Source organism: Listeria fleischmannii subsp. fleischmannii LU2006-1 (assembly GCF_000344175.1).
Lineage (GTDB): Bacteria > Bacillota > Bacilli > Lactobacillales > Listeriaceae > Listeria > Listeria fleischmannii.
Window position 1 is genome coordinate 26,794 of the sequence record NZ_ALWW01000008.1, and the last position, 17,329, is coordinate 44,122.

The following is a 17,329-nucleotide window of genomic DNA, read 5'->3' on the forward strand; positions in this document are numbered from 1 at the left end:
AATAGGGAAGATGATGCATTCAAAAAAACGAGCTTTGTTTCATCGAGGGCATATGATATAATATGAGAAAGTTCATCGGTTGAAGGAGCGTTAGAATTTTGAAAAGTAAACGAGAATACAAAACCCTCGACAAAGTTGTTTATTACAGTGTCATTGAGAAAATTAAGAATGGTGAATTAAAACCAGACGAACATCTTACAGAAGAACGACTTTCAAAAGAGCTAGGTGTAAGCCGTTCACCAATTCGTAAAGCCATCACTGCTTTAGTTGCAGAAGGTGTTTTAGATTACCGGACATATAGCGGGGTTGTTGTAAAGGATTCTTTAGTTGATTCCACACGTTACGTGCAACTTCTTGAAGTTATTGAACTGTTTGTGAAAGCAACTTTCGATAAAATTGAACAATCAGAAGAAGAAATGGATATCGAAGAACTTGAAAAATGTGTACAATCAATGGATAGAGCTTCTTATCTTCGTGACCTAGATGAATACACTTTTAATGAGCATCAATTTTTCTTACGTTTAATTAATTATTCTGGTAACCCTTATTTTAAAGATATGGCGAAAAAAGTATTTTTTAACATCAAGTATTTTTCAGCAGATGGCATCACGAATCATAATGAAGAAATGCGCGAGCGCAATATCAAGCAATTTGGTGTTATTATTTCTTATCTGAATAAAAAAGATTATGAAAATGCCTTTTCAGAAATCAAAAAATTATTTTTAAGTTATAGTACACATGCTTTTCGTTAAAAATTTAGAATGAACTTCAAAAAAACGCACTTTTCAATATTGAAAAGTGCGTTTTTCTTTGAGCTACATGTCGTCTATTTTAAAGGTTCAACCTTCTTTTCATATAAAGCATAGCCGTCTTTACTAAAAAGAAAGGTAAAGCTTTGACTATAGAGGCGATTTAATGCCACGTTTGTTGCTAATGTATCTAAACGTAAATAAGAGACACCGTTTAGTGCGGCTTGCTTTTCAGCGAATTGCAGCATTTTATTTGCGAGTTCCATTCCTTTATACGTTCGGCTTATCATTAGGCGATGCACATAGTAGGCGGTTTCTGTCGCCTTTTCGCCCCATAAATTGTCATCCCATGAGCTAGGTGTTTTTCTCACAATCATTGTACCTGCTGTCTCTTTCCCTTGGGTTAAAATAAAAACTTCATTTTGGTGAATGCGTTCCCCAATTTGATGGACATCGGTACCCTCCAAAATATCATTCCACTGGGTTGAACCCGCGTTTTTTAGCCAGGTTGCAGTTTTTTGCATGAGTTGATCAATTTGTTCGCGGTTTTCTGCTGTGGCTTGATGTATTTCAAAAGTAAGATTATTTTTTGTAAATTTATCTAGGGTCATTAGGTTTTTCTTCCTCCAATTTATCAGGACCAAATTCATCTGGATGTGATGGGGCATCAAAATCATTGGTTGTATAATCTGTTTCTGTAAACACTTCTTCCTCAAGCGTTGTTGTATCTCCGAAAAGTTCATCATGGAAAACGGCAAATGTTGTTGCCATGTAAGGGAATAAATAAATCGAAATTGCGACCATAACTAATAGGCCTAGGAAAAATAGGACAATCGCACCCATCGAGATACCAAATCCTAGGGCATTAACCACAGATCCATTACCATTCATATAATTATAATCACCTGTTAAAACACCAATTGAAAAGATAACAGCAGAGGCAATCAAGATGGCGATGGGAATTAAATACCAGAGTAAGAAAGTTAAAGATAAACCAAATAGTTTGCCTTTATATCCGTTCATCATATGTCTACTTTCTGTAATCGCATCTAAAGCAGAAATACTCGGATTGTCTCTTAAAATAAAGAAGGTTTGAGAGTAAGAGTAGCCTTTAATAATTCCAGGAACGATAAATAATAACGACCATAAAAATGTAAAAAGACTAACGAGTAAAAAGGCTAAAAAAGTGCGTCCAAAATCTTTAAAGGCACTGAACATATATGAAACATCTGGTTCATCCTGTCTACTAATCGCAAGAAAGAACCATACTACCCCAATCGAAATGGGTCCAGTTATAAGCATACCTAAAATCCATCCAATAACAGGAATCCAGCCTAAAAGAGAAGAGACAGCAGAGGAAATAATCACACTAAGCAAATATACCCCAATCGATATCCCCCAATGACCTTGCAACGTACTTTTAGCTGTACGACGAATTTCCGCATTCGTTAACATAATAATCTCTCCTTTTATTAAAAAATTTGCGTATTTATGTATTAAAAATAGCATATTCTGTGCTGTAGTTACAGTAAAAGGGTAGAGAAATTAAATTTCTTCTAAATTATCAAAAAAATAGGATTGTTTTCATTAATTTGGGGAAAAGAAAGATTAAGCTTTAATTTATAGTGGAGGTGTTGTTTTTGAAAGAGTCGGAACGAAGAGAATTAGAAGACCGTTTAATTGAACTTAGACAAGAATATCAAAATCAAGTGGCTGATTCACGTGATTTTGAAGACCCGCAGTTGCAAAACGGTCCAATGAATGCAGCAGAAGTTCGTCTAAGTGGTCTTAGACATGAAATTAAAAAAATTGAAAAGCACTTAAAAAAAAGATGCGATTGAATAGAGGAGTAAAGACGCCCATATGATAAACTTCCGGGCGTTTTTGCTTAAAAATTGAGGTGAAGCTAGTTGAAACCTATTTTTGTAATTGGTGATGTACATGGTGAAATTGGTTTGCTTGAAAAAATTCTTGAAGACTGGGATAGAGAAAGAGAACGACTTTTATTTGTAGGTGATTTAATTGATCGTGGTGAAAATCCTGGAGCAGTGCTTCGGCTTGTGAAAGAGTTATCTCTGGAAGAGGAGGTCATTGTTTTAACCGGAAACCATGAAAAAATGCTTTTAGACTGGTTAGCCGCCCCGTCAGAAAAAATGGCATATTATATCAGTCAAGGAGGTATGGAAACCATCCAATCCCTTCTCCCTGAAAATATTGAAGAAAAAGTAACACCTGAGGAGCTCGCTAAACGTGTGATGGAAGAATCAGCCGACCTTATTACGTTCATCGAAAACCTCCCTTTATTTTATGAGGAAAAGCAGTACGTTTTTGTTCATGCTGGTGTAGATTTAACTATATCGGACTGGAAAAAAACGGAGGAGAAACAATTCTACTGGATACGCGAACCATTTTTATTCGGTGAAAATCATACAGGTAAAGTCTTTATTTTTGGGCATACACCCGTTCAAAATTTACATAGTGATGGATCAAGTAATATCTGGATATCCCCTGACCAAACAAGGTTAGATATTGACGGGGGCGCAGTATATGGCGGGAGTTTAAACGCCATTGTCGTAGAAGAACATGCAGTAACGAAACTATTTCGTGTTGATAAATGAGTCTTTTGCAGTAAAATAAAGTGCATCCTTTGTTGGATAGTGATTTTAATAGGGTTTTGTTACAATAAGCACATGTTAAAATTAAAGGATGTGTCAGTATGCGGAAAGCAACCATTATTAGCTTGCTTGCCGTGTTTTTAATTAGCGTAGTCTCGGTTTTTATCGTTTTCTACGTCAAAACACAACAAGAAGAAGCGAAAGCGAGAGAAACTATTATACCAACCGTCTATGTCCATGGATATAAAGGAACTGCAAATTCATTTGGACATTTATTAAACCGTGTTGGAAGTAATTCAGGTACGAAAGATATTGCCATGCAAATTATGGTTAAAACAAATGGTAAGCTAAAAGTAAATGGAGATTTAGATAGCACGAAACAAAATGGTGACTCGGCTATTCAAATTATCTTTCAAGATAACCGTGCAAGCCTCGCCAGACAAACGATGTGGCTCCAAAATGCCATGCGTTACATTCGCGAGGAGGAACATATTAAAACAGTCAATTTAGTCGGCCACTCCATGGGAGGTCTAGCGATTTTAAATTATTTAGAAGATACGCCAGTTGATGCCGCTTATCCTGTGCCACAAAAATTTGTCGCCATCGCGACCCCTTTTAATGGGATAAATAAAGCGGATTATTTTAAACTACAAAAAGATCCAGCGGCGCATGATTTAAAAACAGGCTCCGATGCACTAAAAAATCTCGTGAAAAATAAACAAAAAATCCCTAAAAATATTCAAATGCTAGCTATCGCCGGAGATAGAAATCATTCTGGTTCTGATGGACTTGTTGATGTGGATAGTGTTTTTTATGCAAAAAACTTTTTCCCAAAAACAAATTACCAGGAGCGATTAATTTCCGGAAAAGATATTACGCACAGTGGATTACATGAAAATTTTGAGGTAGATGCTTTACTTAGCCAGTTTCTTTGGAATTTACCAGATGGACTAAAAGGCGAAAACAATGCAAATTTAAAAACTGTTCCTAATATGGAAAAATAAAAATGCTTAAGCCACACAGGCTTAAGCATTTTTATTTTAATAGTAAGGAGCCATAAACAGATAAACGAGAACACCTGTTAAGCTGACATAAAGCCAAATTGGCATGGTCCAGCGTACAATTTTCTTATGTTTAGTAACTTGATTCGTCCAACCCCAAACGAGCGCGAAAAGCGCAAGTGGTACAACAACAGCAGCAAGAAAACTATGTGTGATTAAGATGAAGAAATAAAGCGGGCGAACAAAACCAGTCCCGCCAAACGTAGTTGTTTCAGCTGATAGAAAATGAAACGTTAGGTATGATACAAGGAAAAATAATGTTGACGTAAACGCTGCTAAAATAAAGCCACGGTGCATTTTAATATTTTTTTTCACAATAATCGCCCAAAGTGCTATCACTAGAAAAACAAAGGTAAAACTATTAAAAATGGCGTTCATTCTAGGGAAAATCGTTAAGTCAAAATGAACGGCTCCCTGATAGCCAATAGGTGAGAAGAAAAGTAATAAAATAATAATGACGGCTACGGCTGAGAAAATCATAATCGGCCAAAAATAATTTTTATCTGTTGACGGTGTCGATAGTTTTTCTTTGTTTTGCTCCATATTTAAATAAATCCCCCTTAAAATCAGTTCAAATCCATTATACATGATTTAAACCAAATAAAAAATCAAATGGATATGAATAAGCATTCCACTTGATTTTTTTATCAGAAACTTAACGTTTTTCAGCGTGATTATAGGCCCCGTGCCAAACCGGACCAATGAACTGGTTTAACGCAAATCCATTTTGAATAGCCGCTGTTACAAAATCTTTTGCCTTTTTGACCGCATCAGGAACAGATAAGCCTTTTGCAAGTCCAGCCGTAATTGCCGCTGCAAATGTACAACCGGCTCCGTGGTTATAATTAGTATTTACTTTTTCCACTTCATAAATTGTAAAGTCATGACCGTCGTACATTAAATCAATCGCTTTGTCACTTTCTAGCGCTTTACCGCCCTTAATGACCACGTATTTAACACCTAAATCGTGAATTTTTTTAGCCGCTTCCTTCATGTCTTCAACTGTTTTTAACTTGCCAAGACCTGATAGCTGGCCAGCTTCAAATAAATTTGGTGTAGTAACAGTCGCAACAGGTAGAAGCAAATCACGTATTGCCTCAGCATTTTCCGGCTGAATAAGCTCGTCCTCACCCTTACAAACCATCACCGGATCAATCACAATATTGGTTAAAGCGTGTTTATCGATAGCTTCGCGAGTCGCTTTAATAATATCTACCGAGCCTAGCATCCCCGTCTTCATTGCGTCCACTTTTCCACCAGATAAAATGGTTTTTAATTGTTCCCGAACAAGTTTAGCATCGATTGGCGTTACACCATGCGACCAGTTATTATCTGGGTCCATTGTCACAATCGTTGTTAGTGCCGAAAAACCAAACGTACCATACTCTTCAAAGGTTTTTAAATCAGCTTGTATACCAGCACCACCACTAGAATCAGATCCTGCAACGGTTAATGTTTTTTTGATTGTCATGTTTATTCCCCCAAATTAATTATTTGTTTCAAGCATTTTATAAATTGCTTCAGCAACGCCGTGTTCGTCATTTGTCGTTGTTTGATATTTCGCGCGTTTTTTTACCTCAGGCTCCGCATTCCCCATCGCAACACTATAACCGGCCATTTTAATCATTGAAAGATCATTCATATTATCGCCAATTGCAAAGGTCTCCTCAAGTGACACACCAAGATGCTCCACATAATACTGCAGAGAAATCCCTTTTTGCGCCGAACGATTCGTAATTTCAATATTATCAGAAAAAGAAGAGGTAATCGCAAGTTCATTAGACACACTAAGTTCTTTTTTTGCTCGTTTTAAAATTTCAGGATCTGGTGAAAATGAAATGAATTTCAAGATTTCCATCTCCTCATTTTCAAAAATGCGATTAGCATCTGTAATTTCGTGTATGTCTTTCGCTTCAAAGCGTTCTTCAATTTGTTCGATAATATTGTCGACAGGCTTTTCAGGATGCATTTTACGATACATATCAATGAGGAATTCTTTGCCTTGTTTTTTATTGGTTGAAATCGGGCCAATATCCGTAAATAATTCCGTATACATGCCTAAATCAGAAAGAATTTGAAATGTTTTTTTCGCAATATCTTTATCAATAACATGCTTAAGTAAAATTTTGCCGTGCTCATCACGAACTTCTGCACCATTCATGCAAATGGCTGGTGCATATAAATTGGCTTTGTGAATCAGCCCCATTGCGTCATCATACATTCGACCAGTACATAAAACAAAATGAATCCCTTTTGATCTTGCGTATTCAATCGCTTTTACGTTCTCCGAAGCAACACGTATGTCAGAATTTAAGAGTGTACCATCCATATCAGAAGCAATAACTTTAATCATAAATAATAATCCTCCTAGTGTTTTCCCTCCCTAATAGAATAGCACTTTTTCAGGAAAAAAGCAGTTGTATTGTTTAAAAAAGCGCCACATTTTGCGTCCCATGTAAAAGTTAGCTATAATAAAGCATGAAGTATAGTGGAAAGAGGTGCTAGAATTTGAAAAAAGAAGTGGAAAAAATGCTTGCAGGCGAATTATACGATCCATCTGACCATGAACTTGCACATGGACGCGCACGCGCACGTAAATTAATTCGCGAAATTAACGATACAATGGACGCAGCGGCGCGAACAGAATTATTAAAACGACTATTCGGAGGAACAGGAGAAAAAGTGTTTTTAGAGCCAACTCTCCGTGTTGACTACGGGTCAAATATTTATCTTGGCGAAAATTTCTTTGCTAATTTCGATTGCGTCATGCTCGATGTATGTGAAATTCATATTGGTGATAACTGCATGTTTGCGCCTGGAGTGCATATCTATACAGCCACGCATCCTCTTGAACCAACTGAACGAAATAGCGGGCTCGAATTAGGGAAGCCTGTTAAAATTGGAGACAACGCCTGGATTGGCGGTCGGGCCGTTATTAACCCTGGCGTTACACTCGGCGATAATGTTGTCGTCGCATCAGGCGCTGTTGTTACCAAAAGTTTTGGTGATAATGTGGTAATCGGCGGGAATCCCGCACGTATTATTAAAGAAGTAAAAGGAGTTTAGATTAGTGAAAGTTTCAGACCAAGCTTTATTTCAAAAAATGGAAGATGAGTTAAAGCAAGCGAAACAAGGCGGTGCCGAACAAAAAGCGCATCTCCATGCCTTGAAAATCCTTACAGAACTTGCTCTTTCTGAAACAAAAACGGATGTTGTGATCCAAAATGATGCGGCGCAAATTGTCAGTGAGCGTCAGAAAACGGTTCCTCCGGCTTTAAACCAAGGGAAAAAACTCGATATGTCAGACGATGCGAATGGTGATTCGCTGTTTGATTTTTAGAAGGGGGGAGTTAGGATTGAAAAAAGGACTCATAATAGGTGGCATTTTTGCTATGCTTGCGGTTGCTATTGGCGCATTTGGAGCGCATGCTTTAAAGGATATTTTAGGTAGCTATCGCACTACGTATGAAACGGGCGTACAATATCAAATGTTCCACGCTGTCGCGATTTTAGTTTGCGCCCTAGCCTACGAAAAATTAAACAGCCGTCTTGTCGGTGCTGCTATCATCCTATTTTCTGCAGGCATCATTTTATTTTCCGGCAGTTTGTACATACTGAGCATAACCAAAATCACCGTTTTAGGTGCCGTAACACCAATTGGCGGTGTATGTTTTATTGCGGCTTGGATTTGTTTCATCATCGCCGCAGCCAAATCGCGTCCGACTTTCCGTTCATTTTAAAAAGGAAAACGACATTTTATTTCAAAAAAAAGTCGTTCGTCATAAAATTTTAATATAAAAAAATCAAAAAAAGAGGATTAGTTCTATTTGGACGGGGTATTTAACTGTCATAAGCAACGATAACTTATTTACTTTTTCTCCCTTTTTAGTAGTAAGTTATCCTTTCTTACCTTAAACTCCCTTTTTGTGGCGCTAGTTGGCTTATACGAGTCTATAGCGTTCTTTTTTTTGTTTAAGGCAATTTGTTGTATTTTTTATTTTTCTTGTATAATCGCATGTGTAAATAAGACAGAATATGCAAGTTTTTGGGTGCCTAATTCATTTTTTATCCACAGACATTGAGCCGTTTCTATGACATACTGAATATAGTGCTTTGGCGCTAGAAAACTAGTAACCAGTTTTCATTAAATCTCTTTTGCCAGCTCTTTTTGAGCTGGCTTTTTGATGTGTTAGGGATAAAATGAGCAATAAAAAAGGTATTTTGAGAGAAAAATTCAAAAAATAGCTACAGGTTTTTAATTGAAAAAGTGATATGATTTATTTTGTGGTTGATGTATAGCATCACACAGCTTTGTTCCAAATATCTTTTCTTTCTAAAAAACCAGGTGTCGACAAAATTACTTTTGAAGTTTTAGAGCGTGTGGAAGTAAAACCTGAGATGGCACGTGCGGACATTGAAGAAGAATGTGATGTGCTTTTTGAGATTTGGGAAGAAAAACTTGAGTCTAAAAAAATAACTAAAATAATAGATGGCAGACAAAGTAATAAAATTCTTTGTCTACCGTCTATTTTTGTTTTACTGGATGTATCAAAAAGGAGTGTCATCCAAATATCAACAACAAGTGTAAGGAAAATTGGCTGCCATTATGGATGAACTTATACCTAGTGATTATTTAATGAAAAAGTAAATGGAGTTATAGGTTCCGAGTCTATTTATCCATTTGCACAACATAGCCTATTTGCACCCCAAAAGTTAGACTAAAAAGCCAACTTTTGGGGCTAAATATATAAAGAATTTCAGGTTCTTTTCCTAATTAGAACTTTAAGACTTCTACTACTTATTCGTATTGCTTCAAGGTTCCCACTAATATTTGAAAGTTAAGAATACAATCAACGAGAACGGAAGCTATAGTGTTGGCAATTATGAGAGTAATGAGTAGTGAAATCTCCTCAGGTGAAATTTCGTCTAGGGTAGGCTGTGATATGCTATTTTAAGAGGTTTCTATAGCAAATATCTTTTCAGTTAGTATTCTTTCTCATTTGCTCTAATTTATCCTTAGTTTCTTCGCTGGCCATAAATGTCATAATTTGGTAGTTTGCTAACTCAGGTGAACTTAAAATAATTTGGTCAAAGCATACTTCTCCGATTAGTGGATGCTGCCATTTTTTATTACTATTTTCTAATATTCTTACATCATTTCGAGCCCATTCTGTTCTAAAAAAAGCACTCTCTTTTTTTAAATAATCAATGTTGTCCAAGAAATCAGGGTCTTGGGGTGATTTCAAAAAATCAGCTCTATAGCGAGCAATCATAATTTTTGCTCGCATTTCCCATTCATCAATCAAAACCATCATATGGTCACTTAACAAGAAATGATTCAGCAAATTGGGTTGCTTGATATTTAATTTTTCAAAAGATGAAAAATTAAATATCAGTGCTGCTGATTCATTCCAATCGATAAAATTCCATTGGTGATTAATAACATATACAGGATTAGGTTCTAAGGCAACAACCATAGCCCTCATTGCATCAGGGAACTTTTCTATGTGATCATGAGAAAATTGTTCAGAAGTTTGAGCCAAATTAAATAGGTATTGTTTTTCAGCTGTGTTTAGTAGCAACGCATTCGCAATACTTTCTAATACTTGAATAGATGGGTGGGCTACTTTCCCCTGTTCAATTGACGTATACCAAGAAACTCCTATATTAGCAATTTCAGCAACCTCCTCACGACGAAGTCCAGCTGTCCGGCGACGCTTTGTTCGTGTTAGCCCAACCATTTCGGGTTGAACCCTTTTTCGAGCAGACATCAAGAATGCACCAATACTTTTCTCATCCATCTTTCTCTCCTTCCTTATCCTGCTATTTAGCACCCTATGATAACAAGAGTCAGGATAACCATCATTTTTTTTACTATAATAGTAACATAATCAAATTATAATTCTAAAGGAGAAAATATTATGAAAGTTTTTTTAACGGGTGCTACCGGAAAAGTTGGAAGTCGTTTTGCAACTTACTTGCTAAATCAAGGGATAGAAGTTCGTGCTTTGATACGGGACTTAGACCGAGGCAAAAGCTTACAAGAACAAGGAGCTGAGCTTGTTTTAGGTGATTTGTCTGATAAAGAAAAGCTAGTGGCTGCAATTTCTGGAACAGATGTGGTGGTCCATTTGGCAGCTCAATTTCGTGGTGTAACAGAGGAGGTGGCATGGAAATCGAATGTTGTTGGCACACAATGTTTAGCTGAAGCTACTTTGAAAGCAGGGATAAAACGCTTCGTTTTTAGTAGTACTAGTCTTATATACATGGACGTTCCTCGCCTAGCTCCGTGTGTTGAAACAGATGCTCTTAATCCAAAAGCTTTGTATCCTAAGACAAAAAAGGTCGCAGAAGATACCCTTATTCAATTAAAAGAAGTAAAAGGGTTAGATGTAAGAATTTTACTGTTTTGCTTTTGTCTACGGAGATGGCGATGAACATCTAGCCGAGTTTATGCCTATTATGCGCACCTGGAATCCAGAGCAAAAAATGTCAATGATTCATCATGCAGATATTTGTCAAGCGCTTTATCTGGCAAGTATAACTGAAAATGTTTCAACTGGGATATATAACGTTTCAGATTGTTTTCCGTCATCGGTCCGTGAACTATTAAATATAGTGGGCGTATCATCTGCATTCAGTAAAAACTCTCCTGAAATCAATCCTTTTGGAATGATTTTATCAACTAATGCTATTGAAAATGAATTAGGCTTTGAAGCTCAATATCCTTCCTTTAAGGTTGCTAACATAAAAAAGGCATTATAGAAAGAGAGCCTAACTAAAAGTATGGCAAATTGTAATACTTTTTTTGCTTTTCATATAGTATATGTTTATCTATTTCCATGTTGAGCAAAAAAGGCGTTAGGTTTCGTAATAGAAACTTAACGCCTTTTTTATTTACTGGGATTTATGTCCCAACCGCGTTTTTTTAACGGATACCTTTACTTGTTAAAAACCATGCAATTTGATTGGTGTTCACAAAATAAGTTAAGTCATACTTGGTTAATTCGATACATTTAAGTTCAAAAAGTGCCTTTAGTTCCTCATTTGTTAAATCTTGGATGGGAATACCATTGATTTTAGCGTCATCATCGAGGCGAATAGATTCGCCACTTGCCGTATAAATTTCAATATACAAAGTTTACATCTCCTCATAATTTTCTTTAAAAACACCTAATTTGTTTAAAGAAACGATGGATTCTTGTGTAAAAATAGGAAGTGCGCTGATTTGATCCATTTCTGAGGTGAAAACAAATTTGGCGATTAGGGAAACTAATTTTTGAAATTCTACTGTCATTGTCTCATTTTGTTGGCGCAAATAGAAGTTTTCTTTCTCAAGTTCTTGGGTTTTATTTTGTAGCCTTTGATATTTCCGGTCGAGTTCATCTTTTTGAATAGTTAAACTTGATAAGGAGTAAATACTTTTAAGCAAGTTATAGACGCTACTATAATCGCCATCACGCTCACTTAAAAGTTGGACATTACTTTTCATGCCGGAAAGTAAATCAATTAAATTTTTTTCTGCGTTTTTATCAAAATTCTTTTTTCCTTTTAAAGTTGCGTCAGAGGGGATGCCTGTGACCACTTGTCCAAAAATATTTCTTTTTTCTTTTGTTGCATTTTTTTCAGATTTCCGTTTGCGGCCTGGTTTATTCTTAGGAATGTCTTCAAAGGAGATAATGTTTTTTTTGAGCTTATAATAGGTATTTTGAAGCTGACTAGGTGTTTTTGGGAAAATATTTAAATCATTTAAACTAAGCATTTCAGAGATATCCATAACTTTCATGCCACATGAAGCTGCTAATTGATAACACTTGTTTAATAATGTGAGTTCAATTTTGAGCCAACTAAGATTAGAATGCATATATTTTTCAATTCCACCACGATTTTCAACTTCCTGGTAAAAGTTTTTTATCATTTGAAAAACATCTTGTGCATCCGTTTCGCTTATGCCAGCTTTTAGAGCTACTTTTTTAATTTCTTTATTGGGGTTTGTAGTGGGTATTTTCAACCTGTTTTTTTATTTCTGTAAGCAATTTTCCTATTTCTGTACTAGGCATAGAATCACATACCTCTCGATATTATTGTTAACGATAATTCTGTTAAATTCATAATAACAGCAAAGGAATAAAGTGTAAAGCGCCTTTAAGTGGGTTTAAAAGCATCTGAAATTACGAATTGTTTTTTGTGAAATAAAAAAATAAATATATAAAAAGAAAGTATTAATAGTATTTTATTCATTGTATAATCAGCGTTTTTCATTTTTTGTTTTAAAATTTTTTTTAAAAAAAAACGTGAACTTTTGCGATAGATAGGAGTTCATTATCTTAATTATAAATATTACAAATTATTGACAATTTTTATAAAAACTCATCATTTTAATAGCGGTTAGAAAAGAACTCGCTTTATAAGCTCCTTAAAAATTAAAAAAATGAAACGTAGTGCTAAAAGAAATGTGAGATTGGTCTATTATTGGTTGACGTGTATAGTAGGGAGTGCGGTAAACTAGATGGTGAGGAGATGATTAAATGAATATAAAAAAGGTGAGCGAAATCACGGGTGTTTCGGCGGATACGATACGATATTATGAGCGTATTGGTTTAATTGCACCTGTGCGGCGAAATCAAAATGGAGTGCGGGAATTTGACGAGGAGGACATTCGCTGGATTACCTTTAGTCGTCAGATGAGAAATGCTGGTCTTTCAATTGAATCATTGGTAGAGTATTTATCGTTATTTCGGCAAGGTGATGAGACGGTTGACGCAAGAATAGCTTTAATCCGTACACAAAAAGAGGAATTAGAGGCGAAGGCAGCAGAACTTTCTGAGGCGATTCATCGTTTGCAGTTTAAGCTTGATAATTACGGGCATGTACAGCAGGCGGAGAGCAGATTACGAGATTTTGATGTAAACAGGGTTTAGGCTCTGTTTTTTTTGCATAAAAAGCTTGACTTGGAGTTCACTTCAAGCTTTATTCTTAAAATGTAAGTGAAATTTAATTTTGGGGTGAAGAGTCAATGAATATTTCAGAAGTAAGTCGAGAAAAAGATATTTCAGCCGATACCATTCGTTATTATGAACGAATTGGTCTTATTCCTCCAGTTAAACGAACAAGCGGAGGGATTCGTGATTTTGATGAAGAAGATATGCGGTGGATTGATTTCGCAAAGTGCATGCGCGGTGCTGGTTTATCCATCGAGAGTTTGATTGAGTATATTAAACTGTACGGCGAAGGCGAACATACTAATTTAGCTAGAAAAAACCTTCTAATGGAAGAAAGTGAGAAATTAGAAGCTAAAATGAATGAACTTAGCGCAGCACACACGCGCTTAAAAATGAAAATTGAACATTACGATGAATTACTGAAGTAAAAGGGAGGCATTAAAATGGAATATGTGAAATTTGGAAATACTGGGATGGACGTATCTAAAATTTGTTTAGGGACCATGGGGTTTGGCGATGCGGACAAATGGATTCACAAATGGGTGCTAGATGAGGCGAAAAGCCGTGACGTCATAAAAAAAGCGCTCGATTTAGGAATTAACTTTTTTGACACAGCCAATATTTACTCTTATGGGGAAAGCGAAAAAATTGTTGGGCGTGCACTAAAAGATTTTTCAAACCGCGATGATATTGTACTTGCGACAAAAGTGCACCAAACAATGCGAGAAGGTCGTCCAAATAGTGGTGGACTTTCCCGAAAAGAAATTTTAGCAGAAATTGACCATAGTTTAAAACGGCTTGAAACCGATTATGTCGATGTATATATTATTCACAGGTTTGATCAGTTTACACCGATTGAAGAAACAATGGGAGCATTGCATGATGTCGTGAAGTCTGGCAAAGCCCGTTATATCGGCGCAAGTGCGATGTACGCTTGGCAATTTCAAAAAGCGCAGCGTGTGGCAGAACAAAATGGCTTCACTAAATTTGTTTCCATGCAAAATCATTACAATTTAATTTACCGAGAAGAGGAACGGGAAATGATCCCATTTTGTAAAGACGAAAAAATCGCCTTAACCCCTTACAGTCCGCTCGCATCTGGCCGACTAACGCGTGATATTTCTGAAACAACTGCGCGTTCCAAAACGGATACCATTCAAAGCTCGAAATATGATGGCATGATAGAATCCGATAAAGCGGTCATTGAACGAGTAGCTAATCTCGCGAATGAATATGCAGTTACACGCGATCAACTAGCGCTTGCTTGGCTACTAAACAAACCTGAAATTACAGCTCCTATTATAGGGGCGCAAAAAATTACGCATTTAGAAAGAGCAGTTTCTGCGCTTGATTTGCAACTTACAAATGGCGACATGAGCTTCTTAGAGGAACTATACCTACCTCATCCCGTTGTTGGAGCACTGTCTAATCAGCAATAATTTTAAAAAACTACCTTCTAGGTAGTTTCAGACTGCTGACAAACGGCAATCTTCGTCGTTAGTGCCTCCGTTCCGGTGCTCACGTACTCGAGTACGCTCCGCTCCGGTACTCGGCCCTGCTAGAATCTCACCATTTATCAGCAGTCCGATTTTGGCGTGCGTCGTTTTGTTTTGCGTAAACTTTGCGTTTTTCTACAAGCCGAAACTACCTTCTGGGTAGTTTTTTTATTTAGATACTTGACAGTTAGAAATCTAACTATTATAATCACTATGTTAATTAGAATTCTAACTAAACGAAAATGAGGTTATGTTTATGGAAAAAGATGTGTACACACCATTATCTAATTTAGTTCGAGAAATTACTATTCGAACCAAGCAACAAGCTGACGAGCGACTTGCTGAACTTGGCTTAAATGCCGCCCAAGGTCGTATGATAGGTTATATTTATGGGCATCAAGAGGAAGGCGTTATTCAAAAAGATTTGGCAGAGGTTTTTCAGCGGCGCGGTGCGAGTATCTCTAGTATGCTCCGGGGTCTAGAGGAAAAAGGTTATATTGAACGCGTTAGGCCGGCTGGAAATGAACGTCAAAAAAATCTTTTTGTCCTTGAAAAAGGCGTTCGCCTTATTGATGAATTTAATGCCAATTTTTTAGCTGTTGAGGAAAGCTTAAAAGCAGGACTCACACCTCAAGAAGTCGAGACATTAATTGCTCTTTTAACCAAAGTACGCAACCATTTACTTTAATTTGAAAGAAGTGTTTGTGTTGAAAAAATTATCAGATCAATATTATTTAGAAGAAGCGCCGATTAGAAAAATGATGATGCACTTGTCGATTCCGATGATGATTGGAATGTCTGTTGGAACGATTTATAACGTGATTAATGCGTATTTTATCGGGATGCTTCACAATACGCATATGATGTCAGCCATTACGTTAGGACTACCGATTTTTACAGTCCTTATGGCGCTAGGCAATGTGTTTGGTGTTGGTGGTGGGACCTTTATTACGCGTCTTATTAGCCAAAATGAAACGGAACGCGCTAAAAAAATTGCGGGCTACACGTTTTATGGCAGTTTGATTTCGGGGATTTTATTTGCGATTCTCGCCTTCTTTATCGTTGACCCTGTTGTAAGTGGACTAGGCGCGGACCAGATGACCTACCTTTTTACCAAACAATATGTTCTTATGCTTTCATCTGCTGGATTCATGATTATTGTGAACTTTGCGCTTGAACAACTCGTTCGGGCACTGGGGGCTTCCAAAGAGTCGATGTATGGCATTTTTATCGCCACCGGGCTAAGCCTGATTCTTGACCCACTTCTTATTTTGGGATTCGGATGGCACGTGGCAGGGGCTGCGCTCGCAATGGCGCTTTCCAATTTAGGGTCAGCCGTTTACTACATCTATTTTTTGGAAAAAAGGAGTACGGCGCTGTCGGGTTTTATGAAGCATTTCTTCCTATCAGTTCGCGAACAATTGGAAATTTATAAAATTGGGATGGCGGAGTTATTCCAGTCTGCCTTTATGATTGTATCTACCTTACTTTTAAACCATTTTGCGATTTTTTACGGGGACGATGTTGTAGCTGGTTTCGGAATTGCCCTTCGTATCGTTCAAATACCAGAGTTTTTAACGATGGGTTTATTTTTAGGTTTGATTCCTATTTTTTTGCTTTTAACTACGGGAAACCGAATTTTAAACGGTTAAAAGAGGGAATTAAAGCAGCTAGCGGTTGGATTGCTGCCATTTCCATTTTGTTTGTTGGTATTGTTTATATTTTCCGAACACCAATTTTTGCGCTATTTACAGAAGACAAGGAATTATTAAGTGTTGGAACTCTCATTTTAGTGGCGATGCTAATTTCCGCTTTATTCAATGGTTTTGCAGGCTTATTTATGGGGATTTTCCAAGCAACTGGTCAAGGGATACCAACAACAATATTAGCTGTTTTACAAGGTGTGCTTTATATTCCGATTATTTTTATTTTGCATATGACATTTGGCTTGCAAGGTGTGATTTGGTCGATGACGGTAACGGAAATAATCACTTGCCTAGTTGGCGTTATTTTGTTCATTCCCTTCCTGTTTCGATTAAATAAAAAGTCAATAGCGGCTCATGAAGCTTAGGAATCATAGATTTCTAAGTTTTTTATTTTGAAAAATGGGTCATTCATATATAAATGGTATCTCTAGATGTTGTGGGGAGGCTATTTTGCTTTTTTAGGTTGTGTACAAATTTTATATAAAAGCTCTCTCTAATTTGAATAAAAGATAGTTCAGTATTGTAGTGTGATTCTATTTTAATATGAAGAAATAGCCCTTTTTCTTGTTTATTTTCCTCGATTTTAAGATAGTCATAAAATGTAACAAATTGTTCACAAATAAGAGGGGTTTTTAGATAAACCTTTTTTTATCGATATTTAAAAATCAAATGAAATGTTCTACAATAAGTTTTGGCTATTGAATGTTACAGTGTCTATCGGCTCAAAAAAGGAAATTCTAAATGAGTGTTGACTATCTAA

General features: G+C 36.6%; 21 protein-coding genes and 2 pseudogenes. 15 read left to right on the top strand and 8 right to left on the bottom strand.

All coding sequences use genetic code 11. The annotated features are described in order from the left end of the window. Positions 1–98 precede the first annotated feature (98 nt). Complete coding sequence (locus tag LFLEISCH_RS03915) at positions 99–752, top strand: GntR family transcriptional regulator (RefSeq protein WP_007473215.1); 654 nt, start codon at positions 99–101, stop codon at positions 750–752. 74 nt (positions 753–826) lie between these two features. On the opposite strand, the gene LFLEISCH_RS03920 is transcribed toward LFLEISCH_RS03915, so the two are convergent. Both LFLEISCH_RS03920 and LFLEISCH_RS03925 read right to left on the bottom strand, forming a co-directional pair. Then, positions 827–1,360, bottom strand: coding sequence for a GNAT family N-acetyltransferase (locus LFLEISCH_RS03920; protein WP_007473217.1), 534 nt, complete (start codon positions 1,358–1,360; stop codon positions 827–829). Beyond that, positions 1,347–2,204, bottom strand: a complete 858-nt coding sequence (locus LFLEISCH_RS03925) for a DUF975 family protein (protein ID WP_007473219.1) — start codon at positions 2,202–2,204, stop codon at positions 1,347–1,349. The genes LFLEISCH_RS03920 and LFLEISCH_RS03925 overlap by 14 nt, the downstream gene beginning before the upstream one ends. Before the next feature lie 185 nt (positions 2,205–2,389). Between LFLEISCH_RS03925 and LFLEISCH_RS03930 the strand changes: the two genes are divergently transcribed. The 3 genes from LFLEISCH_RS03930 (at position 2,390) to LFLEISCH_RS03940 (ending at position 4,368) form a co-directional block, all read left to right on the top strand. After that, positions 2,390–2,590, top strand: coding sequence for an Lmo0654 family protein (locus tag LFLEISCH_RS03930; protein WP_007473221.1), 201 nt, complete (start codon positions 2,390–2,392; stop codon positions 2,588–2,590). Between the two features lie 69 nt (positions 2,591–2,659). Beyond that, complete coding sequence (locus LFLEISCH_RS03935) at positions 2,660–3,367, top strand: metallophosphoesterase (protein WP_007473223.1); 708 nt, start codon at positions 2,660–2,662, stop codon at positions 3,365–3,367. A 98-nt stretch (positions 3,368–3,465) separates the two neighbouring features. Next, a complete protein-coding gene (locus LFLEISCH_RS03940) occupies positions 3,466–4,368 on the top strand; it encodes an alpha/beta hydrolase (protein ID WP_007473225.1) in 903 nt (300 codons plus the stop codon). A gap of 36 nt (positions 4,369–4,404) precedes the next feature. Here the strand turns inward: LFLEISCH_RS03940 and LFLEISCH_RS03945 are convergent, their stop codons facing one another. The 3 genes from LFLEISCH_RS03945 to LFLEISCH_RS03955 all read right to left on the bottom strand — a co-directional run bounded on the left by LFLEISCH_RS03945 (position 4,405) and on the right by LFLEISCH_RS03955 (position 6,778). Continuing rightward, positions 4,405–4,968, bottom strand: coding sequence for a DUF420 domain-containing protein (locus LFLEISCH_RS03945; protein WP_007473227.1), 564 nt, complete (start codon positions 4,966–4,968; stop codon positions 4,405–4,407). Between the two features lie 112 nt (positions 4,969–5,080). Next, entirely contained in the window at positions 5,081–5,896 is an 816-nt protein-coding gene (gene pdxK / locus LFLEISCH_RS03950) for a pyridoxine/pyridoxal/pyridoxamine kinase (protein ID WP_007473229.1), read from the bottom strand. A 15-nt stretch (positions 5,897–5,911) separates the two neighbouring features. Continuing rightward, positions 5,912–6,778, bottom strand: a complete 867-nt coding sequence (locus LFLEISCH_RS03955) for a Cof-type HAD-IIB family hydrolase (protein ID WP_007473231.1) — start codon at positions 6,776–6,778, stop codon at positions 5,912–5,914. A 155-nt stretch (positions 6,779–6,933) separates the two neighbouring features. On the opposite strand from LFLEISCH_RS03955, the gene LFLEISCH_RS03960 reads away from it, so the two are divergent. The 4 genes from LFLEISCH_RS03960 to LFLEISCH_RS15805 all read left to right on the top strand — a co-directional run bounded on the left by LFLEISCH_RS03960 (position 6,934) and on the right by LFLEISCH_RS15805 (position 9,039). Next, on the top strand, positions 6,934–7,491 hold the full coding sequence (locus LFLEISCH_RS03960) for a maltose acetyltransferase domain-containing protein (protein WP_007473233.1): 558 nt from the start codon (positions 6,934–6,936) through the stop codon (positions 7,489–7,491). Between the two features lie 4 nt (positions 7,492–7,495). After that, the gene (locus LFLEISCH_RS03965; RefSeq protein ID WP_007473235.1) at positions 7,496–7,765 is read left to right on the top strand and encodes a YwdI family protein; all 270 of its coding nucleotides are present in this window, start codon (positions 7,496–7,498) and stop codon (positions 7,763–7,765) included. A 16-nt stretch (positions 7,766–7,781) separates the two neighbouring features. After that, entirely contained in the window at positions 7,782–8,165 is a 384-nt protein-coding gene (locus tag LFLEISCH_RS03970) for a DUF423 domain-containing protein (RefSeq protein ID WP_007473237.1), read from the top strand. A 640-nt stretch (positions 8,166–8,805) separates the two neighbouring features. Continuing rightward, positions 8,806–9,039: a hypothetical protein gene (locus LFLEISCH_RS15805; RefSeq protein ID WP_241432867.1), complete on the top strand. Its 234-nt coding sequence runs from the start codon at positions 8,806–8,808 to the stop codon at positions 9,037–9,039. Positions 9,040–9,404: 365 nt separating this feature from the next. Here the strand turns inward: LFLEISCH_RS15805 and LFLEISCH_RS03980 are convergent, their stop codons facing one another. After that, positions 9,405–10,226, bottom strand: a complete 822-nt coding sequence (locus LFLEISCH_RS03980; protein WP_007473241.1) for a helix-turn-helix transcriptional regulator — start codon at positions 10,224–10,226, stop codon at positions 9,405–9,407. A 120-nt stretch (positions 10,227–10,346) separates the two neighbouring features. Between LFLEISCH_RS03980 and LFLEISCH_RS15595 the strand changes: the two genes are divergently transcribed. Next, complete coding sequence (locus LFLEISCH_RS15595; RefSeq protein ID WP_007473242.1) at positions 10,347–10,862, top strand: NAD-dependent epimerase/dehydratase family protein; 516 nt, start codon at positions 10,347–10,349, stop codon at positions 10,860–10,862. Between the two features lie 52 nt (positions 10,863–10,914). Next, entirely contained in the window at positions 10,915–11,190 is a 276-nt protein-coding gene (locus tag LFLEISCH_RS15600) for an NAD-dependent epimerase/dehydratase family protein (protein ID WP_206538441.1), read from the top strand. A gap of 163 nt (positions 11,191–11,353) precedes the next feature. Here the strand turns inward: LFLEISCH_RS15600 and LFLEISCH_RS03990 are convergent, their stop codons facing one another. Together LFLEISCH_RS03990 and LFLEISCH_RS03995 are read right to left on the bottom strand one after the other, a co-directional pair. After that, positions 11,354–11,563 carry a lmo0673 family protein gene (locus tag LFLEISCH_RS03990; RefSeq protein WP_007473246.1) on the bottom strand — a complete coding sequence of 70 codons (210 nt, stop codon included), beginning with the start codon at positions 11,561–11,563 and terminating at the stop codon, positions 11,354–11,356. A 3-nt stretch (positions 11,564–11,566) separates the two neighbouring features. Then, a pseudogene (locus LFLEISCH_RS03995) lies at positions 11,567–12,485 on the bottom strand (DNA-binding domain-containing protein). A 468-nt stretch (positions 12,486–12,953) separates the two neighbouring features. Between LFLEISCH_RS03995 and LFLEISCH_RS04000 the strand changes: the two are divergent. The 5 genes and pseudogenes from LFLEISCH_RS04000 (at position 12,954) to LFLEISCH_RS04020 (ending at position 16,934) form a co-directional block, all read left to right on the top strand. Continuing rightward, positions 12,954–13,346, top strand: coding sequence for a MerR family transcriptional regulator (locus tag LFLEISCH_RS04000; protein ID WP_007473251.1), 393 nt, complete (start codon positions 12,954–12,956; stop codon positions 13,344–13,346). Positions 13,347–13,441: 95 nt separating this feature from the next. Next, a complete protein-coding gene (locus LFLEISCH_RS04005) occupies positions 13,442–13,795 on the top strand; it encodes a MerR family transcriptional regulator (protein WP_007473253.1) in 354 nt (117 codons plus the stop codon). Positions 13,796–13,810: 15 nt separating this feature from the next. After that, complete coding sequence (locus LFLEISCH_RS04010; RefSeq protein WP_007473255.1) at positions 13,811–14,806, top strand: aldo/keto reductase; 996 nt, start codon at positions 13,811–13,813, stop codon at positions 14,804–14,806. Between the two features lie 313 nt (positions 14,807–15,119). Continuing rightward, positions 15,120–15,551 carry a MarR family winged helix-turn-helix transcriptional regulator gene (locus LFLEISCH_RS04015; RefSeq protein WP_007473258.1) on the top strand — a complete coding sequence of 144 codons (432 nt, stop codon included), beginning with the start codon at positions 15,120–15,122 and terminating at the stop codon, positions 15,549–15,551. A 70-nt stretch (positions 15,552–15,621) separates the two neighbouring features. Further along, positions 15,622–16,934 (top strand): annotated as a pseudogene (locus LFLEISCH_RS04020) (MATE family efflux transporter). Positions 16,935–17,329: the final 395 nt, after the last annotated feature.